Consider the following 19915-nt stretch of genomic DNA (forward strand, 5'->3'; position numbering starts at 1 on the left):
AAGGAGTGACGGTGGAACTGGCGCTCGGCGGCTCGGTGGTCCTGGTGACCGGTGGTGGGCGCGGGGTCGGCCTCGGCGTCACGCGGGCGTTCCAGTCCGCCGGTGCGACCGTGGTCATCTGCGGCCGCACGGAAGTCTCAGTGGGTGCCGACTTCATCGCCTGTGACATCCGCGATGCCGATCAGGTCGACGCGTTGATCACAGCAATCGTGGAGAAGTACGGCCGCTTGGACGTTCTGGTCAACAATGCGGGCGGCGCACCGCCGGCTGAGACGGCGACGGCCTCACCACGTTTCCACGAGGCGGTGGTCCGGCTCAACCTGCTGGCGCCGCTGCTGGTCTCCCAACGCGCGAACGCCGTGATGCAGCAGCAGGGGACCGGCGGATCGATCGTGATGATCAGCAGCATCAACGGTTCCCGCCCGTCGCCGATGACTGTGGCCTACGGAGCGGCAAAAGCAGGCGTGAACAACTTGGCCGCGAGCCTTGCTGCAGAATGGGCGCCCAAGGTGCGGGTGAATTCGCTGGGCGTCGGCATGGTCCGCACGGAGGCGGTCGAACAGGCCTTCGCCGGCGTGATCGATCCGGCCGAGGCCGGCACCGCCGTCCCGTTAGGACGGTTGGCGGAGCCGGAAGAAGTCGGTGCCTGTGCGGTGTTTCTCGCCTCTCCGCTGGCTTCCTATGTCACAGGCGCGACATTGCTCGTGCACGGTGGTGGTGAGGTGCCCGTGTACTTCAGTCGGGAGAAACCTTGAGCAAGCTCTGTTCTGGCCGCGTTGTCATCGTCACCGGGGCCGCGCGGGGGATCGGCCGCGCCCACGCTTTGGCGTTCGCTCAGGAGGGTGCGCACGTTGTCGTCAACGACTACGGCGTGAGCGCGGACGGCACCGGTTCGTCCAGTGGCCCTGCTTCGGATGTCGTGGCCGAGATCGAGGCGCTCGGTGGTACGGCTGTCGCCAACTTCGATGACGTCGCTTCGTGGGATGGCGCCGAACGGCTGGTCGCCACCGCGGTCGAGACGTTCGGACGCTTGGACGTGCTCGTCAACAATGCCGGGTTCCTTCGCGACCGAATGCTCGTCAATCTCGGTGAGGACGAGTGGGACGCGGTGATTCGCGTACACCTCAAGGGGCACTTCGCGCCTCTGCGGCACGCGTCCGCGCATTGGCGTTCGGTTGCCAAGTCCGGCACGCTCCCGGACGCGCGTGTGATCAACACGAGCTCCGGCGCGGGTCTGCAAGGCAGCGTGGGGCAAAGCAACTACACCGCCGCCAAGGCTGGAATCGCCGGTTTGACCTTGGTCGCCGCCGCCGAACTTGCCCGCTACGGCGTCACCGTCAACGCGATCGCCCCGGCTGCTCGCACTCGCATGACCGAACAGACCTTCGCCACCACGATGGCGGCTCCGGCCGAGGGTTTCGACGCGATGGCACCCGAGAACGTGTCGCCGCTCGTCGTTTGGCTCGGCAGCGCGGAATCCCGTGACGTCACCGGCCGGATGTTCGAAGTGGACGGTGGCCGGATCTGTGTGGCCGACGGCTGGCGCCCAGGCCCCACCATGACGAAGTCAGCCCGCTGGTCGCCCAGCGAGCTGACTCCTGTGATCAAGGACTTGCTGGCCGAGGCCCCGTCCCCGGTGCCTGTCTACGGCGCTTAGATCCGTTCGATGATGGTGGCGGTGGCGAGGGCACCGCCGGCGCACATGGTGATCAACGCGCACGACTGGTCGCGGCGTTCGAGCTCGTGCAGGGCAGTGGTGATGAGGCGTGCGCCCGTGCTGCCGACTGGGTGTCCGAGGGCGATGGCGCCGCCGTTGACGTTCACGCGGTCTTGGTCGGGCTTATGCACAGCTGTCCACGACATGACGACGGACGCGAACGCCTCGTTCACCTCGAACAGGTCCAAGTCGCCGATCTTCATGCCGCTACGTTCGAGCACACGCGAGGTGGCCTGCACGGGCCCGTCGAGGTGGTAGTACGGCTCAGCGCCGACCAGACATTGCGCGACAATCCGGGCGCGTGCACGCAGACCGAGCGCGCGGGCGCGGTCGGCGTCCATCAGCAGCACGGCCGCCGCGCCGTCCGAGATCTGGGATGACGTACCGGCTGTGTGCAGGCCGTCTTCGAGAACAGGTTTCAGCCCCGCGAGCCCCTCGATCGTGGTGTCGCGCAGGCCCTGGTCTCTCTCGACGCCGTTGACCGGTACCACCTGGCTGGCGAAATGCCCGGAATCCCAGGCGTTGCGGGCCTTGACCTGCGACCACACGCCGAACTGGTCCACCTCTGAGCGGCTGAAACCGCGCCGGGCGGCGATCCGTTCCGCGGCGAGGTACTGGTTGGGCATGTCGATGTCCCACGAGTCCGGTCGCGGCGAGCCGACGTCCGTGCCGCGGTTGGAGCCCAGCGGCACGCGGCTCATCGCCTCCACGCCGCACCCGATGCCGGTCTCGATCGCGCCCGCGCTGATCAAGCCCGCGATCAGGTGAATCGACTGCTGCGCCGACCCACACTGGCAGTCGATTGTCATACACCCGGTGGTGTGCGGCAGGCCCGCATGCAGCCATCCCGTGCGGGTGATGTTGTTCGACTGCTCACCCGCTTGGGTGACGTTGCCGCCGGCGACCTGTTCGACCAGAACCGGGTCTATCCCGGCCCGTTCGACCACCGCCCGCTGGGCCGCGCCGAGCAGCTCCGCCGCATGTAGACCGGCAAGCCAGCCGCCACGTTTGCCGATCGGGGTCCGTACCGCTTCGACGATCACCGCATTGCCCACGCCGGGCTCCTCCCGCTGCTGTCGGTGATCGAAAAATAGAACACGTTCCCGTCATCAGCAAGACTGATGACGAAGCAGGTCTTTCGCTCAGTTAACACTGTATGCTTAAATCCGTCGTAGAACGTGTTCCACATGGTGGTGGGGGACGAGCGAGGAGGCAACCGTGGCCGAACCCAGGATCCCTGAAGGCATCGACTTCTCCGATCCGGACGTTTACGCCACCCGGCTACCGCACGAGGAATTCGCCGAACTGCGCCGGTCCGCCCCGGTCTGGTGGAACGCGACACCCAAACGGGACTGCGGCTTCGACGACGACGGCTACTGGGTGGTCACCAGGCACGAGGACGTCAAACTGGTGTCCCGCACCCCGGACGTCTATTCCAGCAGTGAGAACACCGCGATCGTCCGGTTCGGCCCGGACATGACCCGTGAGAAGCTCGACGCCCAACGGGTGATCATGCTGAACATGGACCCGCCGCACCACACCAAGACCCGGGCGATCGTGCAGCGCGGCTTCACACCGCGTGCGATCAACAGCCTCAAGGACGCGCTGGCCGATCGCGCCGAGCGGATCGTGAAGACCGCGGCCACGGAAGGCACCGGCGACTTCGTACTGGACGTCGCCTGTGAACTTCCCCTGCAGGCCATCGCCGAGCTGATCGGCGTGCCCCAGGATGACCGGCACAAGCTCTTCGACTGGTCGAACCGGATGATCTCCTACGACGATCCCGAAGCGGCCCAGCCGGAACTGGCGTCGGTCGAAATGCTCGGCTACGCCTGGCAGATGGCCGAGGACCGCAAGAAGTGCCCGGCACACGACATCGCGACCACGCTCGTGCATGCCGACATCGACGGAGCCGGCCTGACCTCCGAGGAGTTCGGGTACTTCGTGCTGATGCTCGCGGTCGCGGGCAACGAGACCACGCGCAACGCGATCACCCACGGCATGGTCGCCATGCTGGAGAACCCGGAACAGTGGGAGCGGTTCAAGGACGAGCGCCCGGCGACCACAGCCGACGAGATCGTCCGGTGGGCCACCCCGATCATCGTCTTCCAGCGGACGGCCAAAGTGGACACCGAGTTGGGCGGGGCGCACATCAAGGCGGGCGACCGCGTCGGGCTTTACTACAGCTCGGCCAACTACGACCCCGAGGTCTTCGACAATCCCCACCAGTTCGACATCGGCCGCGATCCCAACCCACACCTGGGGTTCGGCGGCACCGGCCCGCACTACTGCATCGGTGCGAACCTGGCGCGGATGGAGATCGACCTGATGTTCAACGCGATCGCCGACCACATGCCCAACATCGCCAAGGCCGCCGGCCCCAAGCGGTTGCGCTCCGGCTGGATCAACGGCATCAAGGAATTCCCAGTCACCTACTCCTGACCGAGCAGAGGGTCCCCAATGTCCCGTTGGTTGCTTCGCACGCAACCAACGGGACATCGGGGTACTGGGACTTGGGCTAGACGCGGCCGGGGACGTCGAGGTGGGTACCGGTGATGGCGCTGGCGTCGTCACCGCACAGGAAGTGGATCACGTCGGCGATCTTCTCGGGTTTGACCCATCGGCTGAAGTCCGCGTCCGGCATGCTCGCCCGGTTGACGGGCGTGTCAATGGTGCTTGGCAGCACGGCATTGACTCGCACCCCTTCGGATTTGTACTCCACGGCCAGGGTGTCCACCAGGGCGAGCACACCCGCCTTCGCCGTGATGTAGCCGGCCGCGCCGGAGAACGGCCGCAGCGCGGCCCGGCTGGATACGCACACGATTGAGCCGCCTGTCTTGAGCATGTGCGGCAACGTGTGGTGGCACGCCAGATAGGTGGGGCGCAGGTTCAGGCGCAGCTGGCTGGTGAACTCGTCCACCGACGTCTCGTGCACCCGGCCCGCCTTGTGGAAGCCGCCGACGAGGTTGACCACCGCCGCGAGTGGTGCGTCCTCCCGGCTGGTGGCGAGCTTGACGCAGTCGGCGACCGCCTGGTCGTCGAACAGGTCTGTCTCGGTCAGCTCGAGCATGCTGTGCCGGGGCAGCCTCGGCAGCTCGCCCGGTGCGATCCACGGCACCACGACGCGCCACCCGCTGTGCAGGAACCGGGCCGTCACCGCGGTGCCAAGACCGCCGGTGCCGCCGGTGACGATGACCGTGCGGGTCAGCTCGGCTTGTTCGCGCTCACTATCCACATGGCGAAGTATTGCGAACCTCCGCCGTAAGCGTGACCCAGAGCCACCCTTGCATCACCCACTTGGTGGGCCCCTGCTCTTCCCAATACCTGCATGGCGGCCTCGGCGAACCGCAGCATTCCGGACGCCCCGATCGGGTTGGAGCACAGCACTCCGCCCGACGGGTTGACCGGCAGCAGCCCGCCGATCTCGGTCTCGCCGGCCTCGGTGAGCTTCCAGCCCTGGCCGGCGGCCGCGAACCCGAGGTTCTCCAGCCACATCGGCTCGAACCAGGAGAACGGCACGTAGATCTCGGCGACGTCGACCTGGCCGAGCGGGTCGGTGATGCCCGCCTGCCGCCACAGCGCGGCCGCCGCGTCCCGTCCTGCCTGGGGGTTGACCTGGTCACGGCCGGCGAACGTGGTGGGCTCGGTGCGCAGTGCGGTCGCGGTGATCCAGGCCGCGTTCGAGCCGGCGGACTTCTCGTCGGCGATCACCACGGCACAGGCACCGTCCGAGGACGGACAGGTCTCGTCGTACCGGATCGGGTCCCACAGCATCTTCGATGCCCGGACCGACTCGACTGTGATGTCGGGTTGCTTCAGGTGCGCATAGGGGTTCAAAGCGCCATTGCGCCGATCCTTTGCTGCGACCATGGCACCGATGTGCTCCGGTGCGCCCGCCCGGCGGATGTAGGAGCGCACATGGGGAGCGAAGTAGCCACCCGCACCGGCGTGCACCGGCATGGTGAACGGGGTGGGGATGGAGAGCGCCCACATGGCATTGGACTCGGATTGCTTCTCGAATGCCACGGCGAGCACTCGGCGATGCACCCCGCTTTGCACCAGGGTTGCCGCGACATTGGCCGTGGAGCCGCCGACGGAACCAGCGGTGTGCACTCGGAGCAATGGCTTGCCGTTTGCACCGAGTGCGTCGGCAAGGAACAGCTCGGGCATCATCACGCCCTCGAACATGTCCGGTGCTTTGCCGAGCACCACGGCGTCGATGTCCGGCCAATCCACGTTCGCGTCCGCGAGCGCACGGTCGATTGCCTCCCGGCAAAGCCCGGCCATCGAGACGTCCAGCCGCTTCGCGGTGTGGTTCGTCTGCCCGGTGCCGATCACCGCGGCCAGTTGTCCGGCCATCAGCCTCGTCCCTCCATCACACACACCAGGTTCTGTTGCAGTGCCGGCCCGCTCGTCGCGTGGGCCAGCGCCCGATCGGCCTGGCCGGTGCTCACCTGCCGGGCCGCCTCGCCGATCCTGATCAGCCCGGCGGCGAACATCGGATTGCCGCACAGCACGCCACCGGACGGGTTGATCTTGGTGCCGTTCAGGCCGAGTTCCTGGCGCAGCAGGATCTCCTGGTGGGTGAACGGCGCGTGCAGCTCGGCGACATCGACCTTGTCGAATCCGGCGTCCCGCGCGGCCGCCACCGTGGACGGCGACTTGGTCAGGTCGCGCCCGCCCAGGTTCGCCGAGTCGACCCGGTGCGCTATGCCGGTGATCCACGCGGGGCGCTCGGTGATCTCCCTTGCGCGGTCCTCCGCAGCGAGGATGATCGCGGCCGCGCCGTCGGTGATCGGTGCGCAGTCGTGCTTGCGCAACGGTTCGGCCAGATAGGACTCGTTGAGCAGTTCGTCCGGGTCGAAGTCACCGGTCAGCTGCGCGTTCGGATTGGCCTTGCCGTCGGCACGGCTGCGGGCGGCGACCTCGGCCATGTCCCGTTGGCTCCAGCGGCCCTGATCCAGCCCGGCCCGGGCCTGCAAGCCGGCCACGGCGACCGAATCAGGCCACAGTGGAGCGACGGTGTACGGGTCGAGCTGCATGGTCATCACGCGGCGCAGGCTGCCCGCCGACGACTTGCCGAAGCCGTACACCAGCGCGGTGTCCACCTCACCGGTCTGGATCTTCACCCAGGCCTCGTACAGGGCCCAGGCCGCGTCGGCCTCCACGTGCGACTCGTTGATCGGCGGGAACGCCCCGATCGCGTCGACCGCGGCGATGAACGAGAACGCCCGTCCGGCGATGTAGTCCGAGGAGCCCGAACACCAGAAGTCGATGTCCCCTTTGGACAGTCCGGTGCTCTGGAGTACCTCACGGAAGACGGGGACGAGCATCTCGACGCCGTTGGTCGTGCCATGTGTCCGCCGCACGGCCGGTGCCTGGGCGAATCCCACTACGGCGACATCTCTCACCGGTGCCTCACAGGTGCTGGGAGTAGGTCTCGAACGGCGCGTCCGGCTCGCCCGACGGTTCGAAGTGCGCGATGTTGGCCAGCGAGGTCTGCCATTGCTCGCGCGGGCGCCAAGCCGCTTTGACGCGCATGCCCATCCGTACCTCGGACGCGTCGCACCCCAGAACGAGGTGCTGGAACGCGATGTCCGCGCCGTCCAACAGGATGTAGGCGGCGACGTACGGCGGTTTGATGCTCTGGCCGAGGAACGGGACGTTCACGATGCAGAACGTGGTGACCGTGCCGTGGTCGCGCAGCTCCACCTCATCCACGGTGGGAACGCCGTCGGTCGGGCAGGAGCCTCTCGGCGGGATGTAGACCTTCTGGCACGCGGGACAGCGCTGGCCGAGAAGCCGGCCCTCGGCGAGCCCGCGCAGATACCGGGTCTCCTCCGGCGATGCCGAGTGCGTGTACCGCAACCGGACCGGCATGATCGCCATCGTGACCGGATCACCCTCGGTGCTCTCGGCCGGCTTTGTCTCGGCTTCCCCGGGTTCAAAGCAGGCGATGTCGTGGATGCTGCCGCAGCGCTCCGCGGCCCATCGCACCCGGACGCGCATCCCGGTGCTCATTTGCTCCGGACTCTTGACATCGATTGCATGCAGCATTGCGGTGTCAGCGCCATCGAGCTTGATCAGAGCCCATGCGAACGGCTCTCGGAGCGGTTGGCCATCATCCGGCTCAGGCACCCAGGCCCAGGTCTCGACAGTGCCCGTCGGTGCGACCTCGACCCAATCGCTGAGTTGCCGTGCGGTGATCGGGTCGTACTCGACCGGCGGCACATGCACGCGGCCGTCGTCGCCACGGATCCCTTCGATCCGGCGATCCCGTAAGCCGGTCATGAAGCGCCCGAGAATCGGCCCGAGTGACCGGGTGTAGTCGAACTCGACGTTGAGCGGCGCGCTGAGCGAGGTCACATTCGAATCCAGTCTTTCGGACGGGCAGGGTCAACGGCCGCGGAAGGCGGGCTTGCGTTTCTCGCTGAAGGCGCGAGGGCCCTCCTTGGCATCCTCGCTGCGGAAGACCTCCATGCCGAGCCTGGCGTCGATCTTGAAGGCGTCGTTCTCGGGCATGCCCTCGGTTTCGCGGATGGTCCGCAGGATGGCCTGCACGGCCAGCGGGCCGTTGGCCGCGATCAACTCGGCCAGTTCCAGGGCCTTGGTGAGGGCCTCGCCGTCCGGGACGACGTGACCGATCAAGCCGAACTGCAGGGCCTCGGCCGCGGTGATGTGGCGGCCGGTCAGCAGCAGGTCGCAGGCGACGGTGTACGGGATCTGGCGGGGCAGCCGCACGGCGGAACCACCCAGCGGGAAGAGGCCCCACCGGGGTTCGGAGACACCGAAGCGAGCGCTTGCTCCGGCAACACGGATGTCCGTCGCCTGCAGGATCTCCGTACCGCCGGCGATCGCCGGGCCTTCCACGGCCGCGATCAACGGTTTTTTCAGCCTGCGGCCTTTGAGCAGGGCCTCGATCACAGAGAGGTCCCAGTCCGACGCGGTGTCGCCGGGGTGCTTGGCCGTCATCGCCTTCAGGTCGGCGCCCGCACAAAAGGAGCCGCCCGCGCCGGTCAGGACGCAGGCACGGATGTCCGGATCGGAGTCCACCTCGTCCCAGGCCTCGCGCATGATCGCCATCATCTCCGCGGACAGCGCGTTGCGGGCCTCCGGCCGGTTCATCGTCACAACGAGTACGTGGCCTTCGCGGGAGACCAGGCAGTCCATCGAGTTCCTCCTGCCACACGGGGGATTGTCGGAAACAATAACATGTTCTACTTTGGGGCGGTGACCTTCAATATCGCCGATCTCGTCGAGCACGCCGTCGATGTCGTGCCCGAGCGGATCGCCGCGATCTGCGGCGATCGCCGGGTCAGCTACAAGCAGTTGGAGGAGCGCGCCAATCGGCTTGCGCACTACCTCGCCGCGCGCGGCGTCGGCAAGGGTGCGCATGTGGGGGTGTACACGCGCAACTCGATCCAAGCGGTCGAAACAATGCTGGCCGCCTACAAGATCCGGGCGGTCGCGGTCAATGTCAACTATCGGTACGTCGCCAACGAACTGAGGTACATCTTCGAGGACGCCGACCTCGTCGCCCTGGTGCACGAGCGGTGCTACGCCGACAAGGTCGCCCAGGCGAGAACCAGCAAACTGGAACACGTTATCGTTGTTGACGACGATTCCGGTATGGACTACGAGGGCTGTGAGTACGAGGAAGCCCTCAGCCAGGGGGCACCCGAGCGGGACTTCGAGCCGCGTAGCCCGGACGACGAATACATCCTCTACACCGGCGGCACCACGGGCAATCCCAAAGGTGTGCTGTGGCGGCACGAGGACGTGTGGCGGGTACTCGGCGGCGGCATCGACTTCATGAGCGGCGCCCGGATCGAGGACGAGTGGCAGCAGGCCAACACCGGGCTGCAGTACAGCCTGGTGCGTTTCCCGATCCCGCCGCTGATCCACGGCGCCACGCAGTGGGCGACGTTCCAGAGCCTGTTCTCAGGCAGCACGGTCGTGTTCGTCCCGCAGTTCGACGCGCACGAGGTCTGGCGGACCATCCAGCAACAGAAGGCCCAGATCATCCTGATCACCGGTGACGCGATGGCCAGGCCGATGATCGAGGCGTTGCAGGAGGGCGACTACGACACTTCGTCGGTCGTCGCGATCGCCAGTACCGCGGCGTTGTTCTCGCCTTCGGTCAAGGAGCAGTATCTGGCCGCGCTGCCGAACGTGGTGATCACCGACTCGATCGGCTCGTCGGAGACCGGGTTCTCCGGCCTCAGCATCGTCCAAAAGGGAATCGAGCACCGCGGCGGCCCGCGCGTCAAGATCGACGCGAACAACACGGTGATCGACGAGAACAACCAGCCGGTCGGGCCCGGCATGGTCGGCAGGCTGGCCCGCGGCGGCCACATCCCGTTGGGGTACTACAACGACGAGGCCAAGACCAAGGCGTTGTTCACCGAGGTCAACGGAAAACGGTACGTCGTGCCCGGTGACTTCGCGCGAGTCGAGGAAGACGGCAGTGTCACGCTGCTCGGCCGCGGCAACATGTGCGTGAACTCGGGCGGGGAGAAGATCTACCCCGAGGAGGTCGAGGGCGCGCTGAAGTCCCATCCGGATGTCTTCGACGCCCTGGTGATCGGCGTGCCCGACGAGCGGTTCGGGCAACGCGTCGCGGCCGTCGTGCAGCCCAGGCCGGACCGCACCCCGACATTGCCCGAACTGGACGCGCACGTGCGCACCGAGATCGCGGGCTACAAAGTACCGAGAAGCCTGTGGATTGTTGACGAAGTGAAGCGCTCGCCCAGCGGAAAGCCGGACTATCGCTGGGCGCTGGCACACGCCAACGAGAACGAACCAACCGAGCAGTCGACCGCACAGACAGTGGTGAAGTAGTGCGAACGTCCTTGTGTGACAAGCTGGGAATCGAACACCCCATCGTCGGTTTCACGCCGTCGGAACACGTCGCCGCGGCCATCAGCCGGGCAGGCGGCCTGGGTGTGCTGGGGTGTGTCCGATTCAATGACGCGGCCGACCTGGCCAAGGTCCTCGACTGGATGGACGAGAACACCGACGGCAAGCCGTACGGTGTGGACGTCGTGATGCCGGCGAAGATCCCCACCGAGGGCGCGGCGATCGACCTGGACAAGCTGATCCCGCCGGGGCACAAGGACTTCGTCGAGCGGACGTTGCAGAAGCTCGGTGTGCCACCGCTGGCGGGCGAGGGCCGGGCGGGAGTGCTCGGCTGGTTGCACTCGGTCGCGAGGTCCCATGTGGACGTAGCACTGGAGCATCCGGTCAAACTGATCGCGAATGCCCTCGGTTCGCCCCCGATTGATGTCATCGACAAGGCGCATGAACACGGTGTGCTCGTCGCAGCGCTCGCGGGCAAGGCCGAACATGCTCGCAGTCATGTCGCCAATGGCGTGGACATTGTTGTGGCGCAAGGGTACGAAGCGGGCGGTCACACCGGCGAGATCGCGACCATGGTGCTTGTCCCGGAGGTGGTCGACGCCGTCGATGTGCCTGTCCTCGCGGCGGGTGGCATCGGCACGGGCAGGCAGGTCGCTGCCGCGCTCGCACTCGGTGCGGAGGGGGTGTGGATGGGTTCGTACTGGCTCACCACAGCCGAGTACACCGAGTCATTGGGTGAGTCGGCAATGCAGGAAGCGCTCCTCGGTGCAACCTCGAGCGATACGGTGCGAACCCGGATCTACACCGGCAAGCCGGCCCGCCTGCTGAAGACCAAATGGACGGAGGCGTGGGCGGCCGACGGCGCACCCCAGCCACTGCCCATGCCGTTGCAGAACCTCCTGGTCGCCGAGGCCCACGACCGGATCAGCCGGGCCAACGACCCGGCTGTGGTGTCCATGCCGGTCGGCCAGATCGTCGGCCGGATGTCGGAGATCCGCTCGGTGCACGACGTCATGTCGGCACTGCTGCGGGAGACCGAGCAGACCATGGCCAGACTGCGGGATCTGTAGCGACCGACGACCAGACCGGGCAGGCCACGGCCTGCCCGGTCTTTTTTGCGGCCTGATGCGGGCTGCCGCGGCCTGACGGGCAGTCATCGCCGATCTAGTGGTCCAAAGACCGCAATCCGGGTCCGGGGTCTGGATACTCGGCGCCGTTCTGCGAATTCTCGCGAAACCAGCGCCTTGAGGAATCCACATGACTCAGTCCTATGGTCAACAGCAGCACCACCCAGGTTATCCACAGACCGCGCCGCCTCAGGCCGTGCCGCTCAAGCGGCCTGGGACGGCCACCGCGTCCGCGGTGCTGGGGTTCATCCAGGCCGGGTTCACGCTCATCGCGTCCGCGTACATCTCGTGGTTCCTGATCGATCTGGCCTCGGCGGGGCTCGAGCCCCTGTACGAGATGTGGGTCGTGGACATCGCGCAGTATGTCGGCGTGGCGCTGCTGGTCGTCGGCGGGGTTCAGCTGATCAAGGGATCGTCGCGGACGACGTTCCTGGTCGCGGCGGTCCTGCAGGTCGTCATCTCGCTGTACTGGATCGTCCGGTTCGCGTCGTTCGCCACCGGCGGCATCGCGTTGCTGCAGAGCGTCCAGTCGGGGATCATCGCGTTCGGCGTCAGCTTCGCGACCTTGCCGGTGATCGGGCTGATCATGGCCGCGACCGGCGGCGCGGGCCAGTACGTGGCCGCTCGCCGGGGCCGTTGAGCTGCCCTTTCGGGAAGGTTGTGCGGTCCGACCGGACTGGATTGTGTCAATTCGGGGCGCGGGGTCGCGAATTTGGTGAAACCGGGGACATACTCAGCGCGTCTCAGGTAAATCTCAGGTAACCACAGGCGCCCCAAGGAGTACGGATGTCCAACGAGTACGGCCAACAGCCCTATCCGGGCCATCAACCGCCGATCCCCGGCTATGGTGCACCGGCCGGCTCGGGCTACCCCCAGCAGGGCTATCCGCAGGGCCAGCCTGGATACCCGGGCACCCCACCCGGTGGCCAGCCCGTCTACGCCGGCCAGCCCTATCCACAGGGCCAGGGCGGCTACGGCGGCGGGTACGGGCCCGCGCCGGTGGAGAAGCCAGGTGGCGTCACCGGTGCGGCGGTGCTGGGCTTCATCCAGGCCGGCATCACCCTGATCACCACCGGCCTGCTGTTCGCAGGCCTGTTCGCGGCCGGTGGTGGCCCAGGTATCGCCATCGGCTGGGCTGTCGCGCTGGCCCAGCTCGCGGGCCTGATCCTGCTGATCTTCGGCGCCGTGCAGCTGATGTCGGGCACCAACCGGATGCTGTATGTGATCGGTGCCATTCTCGAGCTGGTGATCTGCGCCTACTACCTGATCAACATCGCGATCTCGGACACGGACACGGGCAATGCCGCGTTCTCGTCGGCGTTGGGGAACCTGAAGGCGGCTGCCACGGTGGTCCCGATCGTGTTCGCGGTGATGCCGTTGATCGGCCTGATCCTGGCACTCGGCTCCAGCACCACCAGCTACCTGCAGGCCAAGGCGGCTCAGCGGTAGCAACCAGTACTGACAGCAATGGCCGTGCCACCCGGTGGCACGGCCATTGCTCGTATGCGGGCAACTAGACGGGGGTCGAGGCGAGGGCTGCGCCGATTTTGCGTAGCTGGGCGGTGGCGCCGCCGAGGGCGAACTCGTTGCGTTTGGCGGCGACGAAGTAGCGGTGGGCCGGGTGGTCCGTGTCGATGCCCATGCCGCCGTGGACGTGGACGGTTGTGTGGGCGATGCGGTGGCCCGCGTCGGCGGCCCAGAATTTCGCCGACGCCACTTCGATGTCGGCGGGCAGGCCTTCGCTGACTCGCCAGGCGGCTTGCCACAACGTCAGTCTGATTGCTTCGACGTCCACATAGGCGTCGGCCAGTCGCTGTGCCACGGCTTGGAATGATCCGATTGGGCGGTCGAATTGCACTCGGTTGCGGGCGTGTTCCGCGGTCAATTCAAGGGCACGTTCGGTGACGCCCAGTTGCAATGCGCACAACCCGACTGTGTATCGCGTCAGGAGCCAGTCGGCGACCTCCGGGCCGCCGAGGACGCGGTCGGAATCCAGGGTCACGTCAGCGAAATCGAGCCAGGCCTCGGTGTCGTTGTCGACGATTCGCTGCCGCGTCAGCGCCACCTCGGCGGGCTTGACCATGAAGACCTTGACGCCGTCGGGAGTGCTGGCCGGGACCAGGATCAGGGACGCCAGCGCGCCGGCGGGGACACAGGACTTGGTGCCGGTCAGCCGCCAGCCGGACCCCGACGGCTCGGCGAGCACCTCGTCATCCGACAGAGCGGCCGTGTACACAAGATCGGGCGAGTCGAGCGACCCGAACTGGGCGAGCGCTGACGCGGCCACGATCGACGGCAGATACGGCACGGGTGCGACCGCGCGGCCGAGCTCAATCAGGACACTGCAATGCTCGAGCAATCCGAAGTCTGTCACTGATTGCACGCCGGATTGCACCAGTGACTGCCAGAGCCGTTGGTCGAAGCGGTCGTCGCCGGACTCGGCGGCCCGCAGCCGTTCGTCGGTCAGATCGGCCGTGATCGACCGGGTCAGCCCGGCCAGTTCCCCCTGCGCCTCGGAGAACGAGAAGTCCATCGCGCACCCCTTTCAGCGCTTGGCCAGCGGCAGTTTCAGGCCGACACCGGCGATGATGTCGCGTTGCACCTCGTTGGTGCCGCCGCCGAAGGTCAGGATCAACGCGGATCGGTGCAATCGCTCGACGCGCCCACCGAGCAATTCGCCGCGCGATCCGGTGCGTACGTAGGCATTGCTTCCGAGCACTTCCATCAACAGCCGGTACGCCTCGGTGGCGAACTCGGTGCCGAAGATCTTGGTCGCCGACGCGTCCGCGGGCTTGGGCGAATGCTCCACACCCCAGGCGATCCGCCAGTTCATCAGCTTGAGGAACTCGGCCTTGGCATGCACCCGGGCCAGGTGCAGCTGCACCCATTCCTGGTCGATCACCCGCCTGCCGTCGGCGAGTTTGGTGTTCTGCGCCCACTCGATCACGTCCCGCAGCGCGTTGCGGACCGGTGCGGACGAGGTCAGCGCGACGCGCTCATGGTTGAGCTGGTTGGTGATCAGCGGCCAGCCCTGGTTCTCGCTGCCGACCCGGTTGCTCACCGGGACGCGCACGTCCTGGTAATAGGTCGCGCTGGTCATCACGCCGGAAACGGTGTGCACAGGCGTCCACGAGAACCCGGGCGACGACGTCGGCACGATGATCATCGAGAGGCCCTTGTGCTTGGCCGCGTCCGGATCGGTCCGGCACGCCAGCCACACGTAGTCGGCGTACTGGATCAGGCTCGTCCACATCTTCTGGCCGTTGATCACGTAGTCGTCGCCGTCCTGCACCGCACGGGTGCGCAGCGACGCGAGGTCGGTCCCGGCCTCCGGCTCGGAGTAACCGATCGCGAAGTGGGTCCGGCCGCCGGATATCCCGGGCAGATAGGTCGCCCTTTGCTCCGGCGTGCCGAATCGCATGATCGTCGGCCCGACGGTGTTGATCGTCAGGAACGGGACCGGAGCCCCGGCGATGGCCGCCTCGTCGTTGAAGATGAGTTGCTCCATCGCCGAACGGTTCTGCCCGCCGTACTGCTCGGGCCACCCCAGGGCGAGCCAGCCGTCGCTGCCCATCTGCTGGACGACCTGCTTGTACGCCTCGCCGTCGCCGTATTCGCCACCGTCGGAGGCCAGCGCCTGGCGACGCTCGGGCGTCATCAGCGCCTCGAAGTAGGCGCGCAGCTCACGGCGCAGATCTTCCTGCTCCGGCGTATAGGTGATCCGCATCCGGCCTCCCGTGAGTGAAACACGTTCTAGTTCACGATAGCCTGGCCATCGTGGGCACACCAGCTGCCCGCGGCGGTGGCGCTGGAACAAGATCTATCCGCCGGATGGCCGTCACCTCGGCACGGGCCGATTCGTTGACCCTGTGAACACGGCCACGCGGATCCACTTAGAACCTGTTATCAAACGCTGGACGATTCGCCTGGTTGAGAGCCTTGTCACTCGCGAGAACCTATTCTAGTGTGACCTGCAATGCACCCGCTCGACGAGGAGTGAGCCGTGAAGGCAGCCGTGCTGAACGCGGTCGGGGACGACAAGCTCGAACTGCGTGATGACGTCACCACCATCGATCCGGGGCCCGACCAGGTTCGGATCCGAGTCAGGGCAACGGGAATCTGCCACAGCGACCTGTCGGCGATGGACGGAACGCTGCCGGCGCTCGCCCCGGGGATCGTCGGCCACGAAGGCGCGGGCGAGATCGTCGAAGTGGGTTCCGCGGTCACCGACCTCGCGCCAGGTGATCATGTGGTCGTCACGTTCGTCCCGCCGTGCGGCAACTGCAACGCGTGCCTGCGTGGCCAGCCGCATCTGTGCGGCGTGCACCCGATCAAGGCGTTCATGGAGCCCCGGTTCAAGGCGGGTGACCAGCCGCTGTTCGGGTTCGCCGGGCTCGGCACGTTCGCCGAGGAACTCGTGGTGCCGAGCGTGGGCGCGATCAAGATCGACAACGACGTGCCGTTCGAGGTCGGCGCGCTGGTCGCCTGTGGCGTGCTGACCGGTGTCGGTGCGGTGATCAATACGGCCAAGGTGGAGCCGGGCGCGACTGTCGTCGTGATCGGATGCGGTGGCGTCGGCATCGCCACGATCCAGGGCGCGCGCCTCGCGGGTGCGTCGACGATCGTCGCGGTCGACCCGATCGCCGAAAAGCACGATGTGGCAAAGCGTTTCGGTGCCACGCACGCGACCACGCCGGAAGGCCTGCAGGAACTCAACGCGCAGCTGACGGGCAGCGAGGGCTTCGACTACGCGTTCGACGTGGTCGGCATCCCGGCGACCATCCGGTCCGCGTACGACATCGCGCGCCGGGGCGGCACGGTCGTCGTCGTCGGCGCCGGCCGTGGCGACGCGATGGTCCAGTTCAGCGCGCAGGAGCTTTTCCTGCACGAGAAGCGGATTCTGGGGTCGTTCTACGGCTCGGCCAACGTCCGCCGCGACTACCCCCGGCTGCTCTCGCTCTGGAAGGCCGGCCGGCTCGACATCGAAGGCATGATCAGCCGCCGGATCAAGCTGGCCGAGATCAACGACGGCCTGCAGGCGATGCGCGGCGGCGGAAACATGATCAGGCAGGTTGTGACATTTGGCTAGGCAGCTGGCAGGCAAGGTCGCGGTGGTCACCGGAGCCGCCGCCGGCCTTGGCCGGGCGGAGGCGATCGCGCTCGCCGAGGCGGGCGCGGACGTCGTGCTCGGCGACGTCGCTGAATCCGACGTCGTGGCTGAGATCGAGGAGCGCGGCGGCAAAGCGGTTTTCGTCCGCGGTGACGTGTCCGAACGGGACACTGCGGACGCGTTGACGAAAACCGCGATCGAACGGTTCGGCGGCCTGCACATCCTGGTGAACAACGCGGGTGTGCTGCGTGACCGGATGCTGTTCAGCATGTCCGACGAGGAATGGGACCTGGTCGTCAAAGTACACCTGCGCGGGCACTTCCTGCTGTCGCGCAACGCGGCCGCGTACTGGCGCAACGAGTCCAAACAGGCCGGGAGCCCGGTGTACGGCCGGATCGTCAACACCTCTTCGGAGGCGTTCCTGTTCGGCTCCGAAGGCCAGCCCAACTACGCCGCCGCCAAGGCAGGTATCACCGCGTTGACCTTGACCAGTGCGCGTTCACTGGCCAAGTACGGGGTCCGGGCCAACGCGATCTGCCCGCGTGCCCGGACCTCGATGACTGCTGGCGTGTTCGGCGAGGCACCCGACGGCGAAGATCCACTGTCGCCTGACCATGTCGCGCAGTTCGTCGCCCACCTCGCGGCACCGGCCGCCGAGAAGGTCAACGGCCAGGTGTTCGTGGTGCACGGCAGAACGATCGCGCTGATGGCCGCGCCGTCGGTCGAGCAGACGTTCACCAGCCTCGACGACGTCACAGCGGCGTTCGAAAGCCGTGACCCCGCAAAGACTTTTGCTTGTATGGAAACCATGTCGCTGTCGTAGAAGGAGTGTCATGACGCTCAGCATGCTCGCGCACCGCGATGACGTGGGGCTCAAGGACGGGCTGCTGCTCGTCGGCGGACAGTGGCGGGCGAGCAGCGACGGTGCCACGTGGACACACCGTCACCCCGCCACCCATGAGGAGATCGGCAGCTTCGCTGTCGCCGGCGTCGAAGACGTCGACGCCGCCGTGAAAGCCGCGCGCAAGGCGTTCGACGAGGGAACCTGGCCGCGTGCGACGGTCAGCGAACGTGTCCGGGTCCTGCACAAGTTCAGCGGCCTGCTCCGTGAGCACAGCACGGAACTGACGAAACTGCTGGCGCTGGACAACGGCGTGCCGATCAGCTTCGGCAACATCTACGCGGCGAGCGTCACTGTGGCCGCGGATGTGTTCGACCACCACGCGGGCTGGATCGACAAGGCGGGCGGCGAGACCTTCCCCGGCTACCAGGGCGGCGACAAGCTCGCGATGACCTTCCGCGAGCCGATCGGCGTGGTCGCGGCGATCCTGCCGTGGAACGCGCCGTTCCTGTTGTTCGCCCAGAAACTCGGTCCCGCGCTGGCAGCGGGCTGCACGGTGGTCCTGAAACCCTCCGAGTTCGCCACTTTCGCCGCGCTGCGGATGGTCGAACTGCTCAGCGAAGCCGGTCTGCCCGAGGGCGTGGTCAATGTCGTGACCGGGCCGGGCAACCCGACCGGTGAAGCACTGATCACGCACCCGCTCGTGGACAAGATCAGCTTCACTGGCAGCCGCGCGGTCGGCAAGCGGATCGTCGAGGCCTCGGCCGGCACTTTGAAGCGCGTTTCCATGGAACTGGGCGGCAAAAGCCCGGCCCTGGTCTTCCCGGGCGCGGAAGTGGCGCTGGCTGCGGCGACCGCGATGGGCACAGTGACGATGGGCTTGTCGGGCCAGGCGTGCATCGCACAGACCCGAGCGCTTGTTCACCGCGACTGCTACGACGAATTCCTTGCCGTGGCACAGGGTGTGGCGGGCTACATGACCTACGGCGACCCGTTCGACCCGGCCGTGCTGGCCAGCCCGCTGATCAACGAGAAGCAGCTCGACCGCGTGCTGGGCTACATCCAGAAGGGCCAGGAGGAAGGCGCCCGCTTGGTGATGGGCGGGACCCGGATGCAAGGCGAGTACAGCAACGGCAACTTCGTGGCGCCGGCGTTGTTCGCCGACGTCGAGAACTCGATGACCATCGCCCAGGAGGAGATCTTCGGCCCGGTGCTGGCGGTCGTGCCGTTCTCCGATGAGGACGAGGCGATCCGGCTGGCCAACGACACCGAGTACGGGCTGGGTGCGGGTGTGTTCACCAAGGACGCCAAGCAGGCGTTCCGGGTCGCCAAGAGACTGCGCGCCGGCACGATCGGGATCAACGGCTTCCAAGTCGAGCCGCACCTGCCGTTCGGTGGCTTCCAGCAGTCCGGCCTAGGCCGTGAGGGCGGCCGGTCGGCGTACGAGGCGTACACCGAGCTGAAGACCGTGATGATGCCGCTGTCCGAGGCGATGATGTGATGGGCCGCCTCAGTGGGAAGGTCGCGCTGATCACCGGAGCGGCGCGAGGACAGGGCGCGGCGGCGGCCCGGCGGTTCGTCGAGGAGGGTGCGCGGGTCACGATCGCGGACATCCTGGACGAGCAGGGCAAGGAGCTGGCCGCCGAACTCGGTGAAGCCGCCATCTACCAACGGCTCGACGTGACGTCCGAAGAGGACTGGGCGGCCGCTGTCGCCGAGACGCTCGCGAGTTTCGGGCAGCTGAACGTGCTCGTGAACAACGCCGGTATCGTGCACGTCAAGTCCATTGTCGACACGAGTCTGGCGGAGTACGAACGGGTGATCAAGGTCAACCAGGTCGGCACGTTCCTCGGCATGCGCGCGGCGATCCCGGCGCTGACCGATGCCAGGGGCGGGTCGATCATCAACGTCTCCTCGGTCGAGGGCCTTGGCGGGATGGCGTTCCTGACCTCATACACGGCCAGCAAGTTCGCCGTTCGCGGAATGACCAAGGCGGCCGCGATGGAACTCGGTCACCTCAATATCCGGGTGAACTCCATTCACCCGGGCGTGATCGACACGCAGATGGTCCGGGACGCCGCGGGTGGCGCCGAAGTGGACATGACCCGGGTCGGCAAACGGGTCGCACTGCGCCGGTGCGGTCAGCCGGAGGAAATCGCCAACCTGCAGGTTTTCCTGGCCAGCGACGAGAGTTCGTACTCGACCGGGGCCGAATTCGTCGCCGACGGTGGCGCTACCGCCACACATTCTCTACTTTGACA

General features: G+C 66.9%; 19 protein-coding genes. 11 read left to right on the forward strand and 8 right to left on the reverse strand.

Annotation, left to right across the window (positions count from 1 at the left end; translation table 11 throughout):
- The first annotated feature begins 5 nt into the window (after positions 1-5).
- Together JOF56_RS22980 and JOF56_RS22985 are read left to right on the forward strand one after the other, a co-directional pair.
- Positions 6-755 (forward strand): SDR family oxidoreductase, encoded by a 750-nt coding sequence (locus JOF56_RS22980; protein ID WP_209641447.1) that lies wholly within the window; start codon positions 6-8, stop codon positions 753-755.
- Complete coding sequence (locus JOF56_RS22985; protein WP_209641449.1) at positions 752-1657, forward strand: SDR family oxidoreductase; 906 nt, start codon at positions 752-754, stop codon at positions 1655-1657. Before JOF56_RS22980 ends, JOF56_RS22985 begins: the two co-directional genes overlap by 4 nt.
- On the opposite strand, the gene JOF56_RS22990 is transcribed toward JOF56_RS22985, so the two are convergent.
- The gene (locus tag JOF56_RS22990) at positions 1654-2772 is read right to left on the reverse strand and encodes a steroid 3-ketoacyl-CoA thiolase (RefSeq protein ID WP_209641451.1); all 1119 of its coding nucleotides are present in this window, start codon (positions 2770-2772) and stop codon (positions 1654-1656) included. The genes JOF56_RS22985 and JOF56_RS22990 overlap by 4 nt on opposite strands.
- 163 nt (positions 2773-2935) lie before the next feature.
- Between JOF56_RS22990 and JOF56_RS22995 the strand changes: the two genes are divergently transcribed.
- Positions 2936-4159, forward strand: coding sequence for a cytochrome P450 (locus JOF56_RS22995; RefSeq protein ID WP_209641454.1), 1224 nt, complete (start codon positions 2936-2938; stop codon positions 4157-4159).
- Positions 4160-4235: 76 nt separating this feature from the next.
- On the opposite strand, the gene JOF56_RS23000 is transcribed toward JOF56_RS22995, so the two are convergent.
- From JOF56_RS23000 to JOF56_RS23020, 5 genes are read right to left on the reverse strand one after another with little or no spacing between them, the layout of a single operon-like run.
- The gene (locus tag JOF56_RS23000) at positions 4236-4952 is read right to left on the reverse strand and encodes an SDR family oxidoreductase (protein WP_307855219.1); all 717 of its coding nucleotides are present in this window, start codon (positions 4950-4952) and stop codon (positions 4236-4238) included.
- Positions 4922-6076: a thiolase family protein gene (locus JOF56_RS23005; protein WP_209641455.1), complete on the reverse strand. Its 1155-nt coding sequence runs from the start codon at positions 6074-6076 to the stop codon at positions 4922-4924. The genes JOF56_RS23000 and JOF56_RS23005 overlap by 31 nt, the downstream gene beginning before the upstream one ends.
- The gene (locus tag JOF56_RS23010; protein ID WP_209641457.1) at positions 6076-7128 is read right to left on the reverse strand and encodes a thiolase family protein; all 1053 of its coding nucleotides are present in this window, start codon (positions 7126-7128) and stop codon (positions 6076-6078) included. The genes JOF56_RS23005 and JOF56_RS23010 overlap by 1 nt, the downstream gene beginning before the upstream one ends.
- A gap of 7 nt (positions 7129-7135) precedes the next feature.
- On the reverse strand, positions 7136-8095 hold the full coding sequence (locus JOF56_RS23015) for a Zn-ribbon domain-containing OB-fold protein (protein WP_245379932.1): 960 nt from the start codon (positions 8093-8095) through the stop codon (positions 7136-7138).
- Positions 8096-8113: 18 nt separating this feature from the next.
- Positions 8114-8887, reverse strand: coding sequence for a crotonase/enoyl-CoA hydratase family protein (locus JOF56_RS23020; RefSeq protein ID WP_209641459.1), 774 nt, complete (start codon positions 8885-8887; stop codon positions 8114-8116).
- A 60-nt stretch (positions 8888-8947) separates the two neighbouring features.
- On the opposite strand from JOF56_RS23020, the gene JOF56_RS23025 reads away from it, so the two are divergent.
- The 4 genes from JOF56_RS23025 (at position 8948) to JOF56_RS23040 (ending at position 13152) form a co-directional block, all read left to right on the forward strand.
- Complete coding sequence (locus tag JOF56_RS23025; protein ID WP_209641461.1) at positions 8948-10558, forward strand: acyl-CoA synthetase; 1611 nt, start codon at positions 8948-8950, stop codon at positions 10556-10558.
- Positions 10558-11646 carry an NAD(P)H-dependent flavin oxidoreductase gene (locus tag JOF56_RS23030; protein ID WP_209641463.1) on the forward strand — a complete coding sequence of 363 codons (1089 nt, stop codon included), beginning with the start codon at positions 10558-10560 and terminating at the stop codon, positions 11644-11646. Before JOF56_RS23025 ends, JOF56_RS23030 begins: the two co-directional genes overlap by 1 nt.
- A gap of 187 nt (positions 11647-11833) precedes the next feature.
- Entirely contained in the window at positions 11834-12343 is a 510-nt protein-coding gene (locus JOF56_RS23035; protein ID WP_209641465.1) for a hypothetical protein, read from the forward strand.
- 146 nt (positions 12344-12489) lie between these two features.
- On the forward strand, positions 12490-13152 hold the full coding sequence (locus JOF56_RS23040; protein ID WP_209641467.1) for a hypothetical protein: 663 nt from the start codon (positions 12490-12492) through the stop codon (positions 13150-13152).
- Positions 13153-13216: 64 nt separating this feature from the next.
- On the opposite strand, the gene JOF56_RS23045 is transcribed toward JOF56_RS23040, so the two are convergent.
- Together JOF56_RS23045 and JOF56_RS23050 are read right to left on the reverse strand one after the other, a co-directional pair.
- The gene (locus JOF56_RS23045) at positions 13217-14236 is read right to left on the reverse strand and encodes an acyl-CoA dehydrogenase family protein (RefSeq protein WP_209641469.1); all 1020 of its coding nucleotides are present in this window, start codon (positions 14234-14236) and stop codon (positions 13217-13219) included.
- Between the two features lie 12 nt (positions 14237-14248).
- Positions 14249-15430 carry an acyl-CoA dehydrogenase family protein gene (locus JOF56_RS23050; RefSeq protein WP_209641470.1) on the reverse strand — a complete coding sequence of 394 codons (1182 nt, stop codon included), beginning with the start codon at positions 15428-15430 and terminating at the stop codon, positions 14249-14251.
- A 276-nt stretch (positions 15431-15706) separates the two neighbouring features.
- Between JOF56_RS23050 and JOF56_RS23055 the strand changes: the two genes are divergently transcribed.
- Genes JOF56_RS23055 through JOF56_RS23070 form a run of 4 tightly spaced genes read left to right on the forward strand, consistent with a single transcriptional unit; the run spans position 15707 to position 19913 of the window.
- Positions 15707-16792, forward strand: a complete 1086-nt coding sequence (locus tag JOF56_RS23055) for a zinc-binding dehydrogenase (protein ID WP_209641472.1) — start codon at positions 15707-15709, stop codon at positions 16790-16792.
- Positions 16785-17636: a 3-oxoacyl-ACP reductase gene (locus tag JOF56_RS23060; RefSeq protein WP_209641474.1), complete on the forward strand. Its 852-nt coding sequence runs from the start codon at positions 16785-16787 to the stop codon at positions 17634-17636. The genes JOF56_RS23055 and JOF56_RS23060 overlap by 8 nt, the downstream gene beginning before the upstream one ends.
- A 10-nt stretch (positions 17637-17646) precedes the next feature.
- Positions 17647-19155, forward strand: a complete 1509-nt coding sequence (locus JOF56_RS23065) for an aldehyde dehydrogenase family protein (RefSeq protein ID WP_209641476.1) — start codon at positions 17647-17649, stop codon at positions 19153-19155.
- Positions 19155-19913, forward strand: a complete 759-nt coding sequence (locus tag JOF56_RS23070; protein ID WP_209641478.1) for a glucose 1-dehydrogenase — start codon at positions 19155-19157, stop codon at positions 19911-19913. The genes JOF56_RS23065 and JOF56_RS23070 overlap by 1 nt, the downstream gene beginning before the upstream one ends.
- The last annotated feature ends 2 nt before the right edge of the window (positions 19914-19915 follow it).

The sequence above is a fragment of the Kibdelosporangium banguiense genome, assembly GCF_017876405.1.
In the GTDB taxonomy this organism is placed as follows: domain Bacteria; phylum Actinomycetota; class Actinomycetes; order Mycobacteriales; family Pseudonocardiaceae; genus Kibdelosporangium; species Kibdelosporangium banguiense.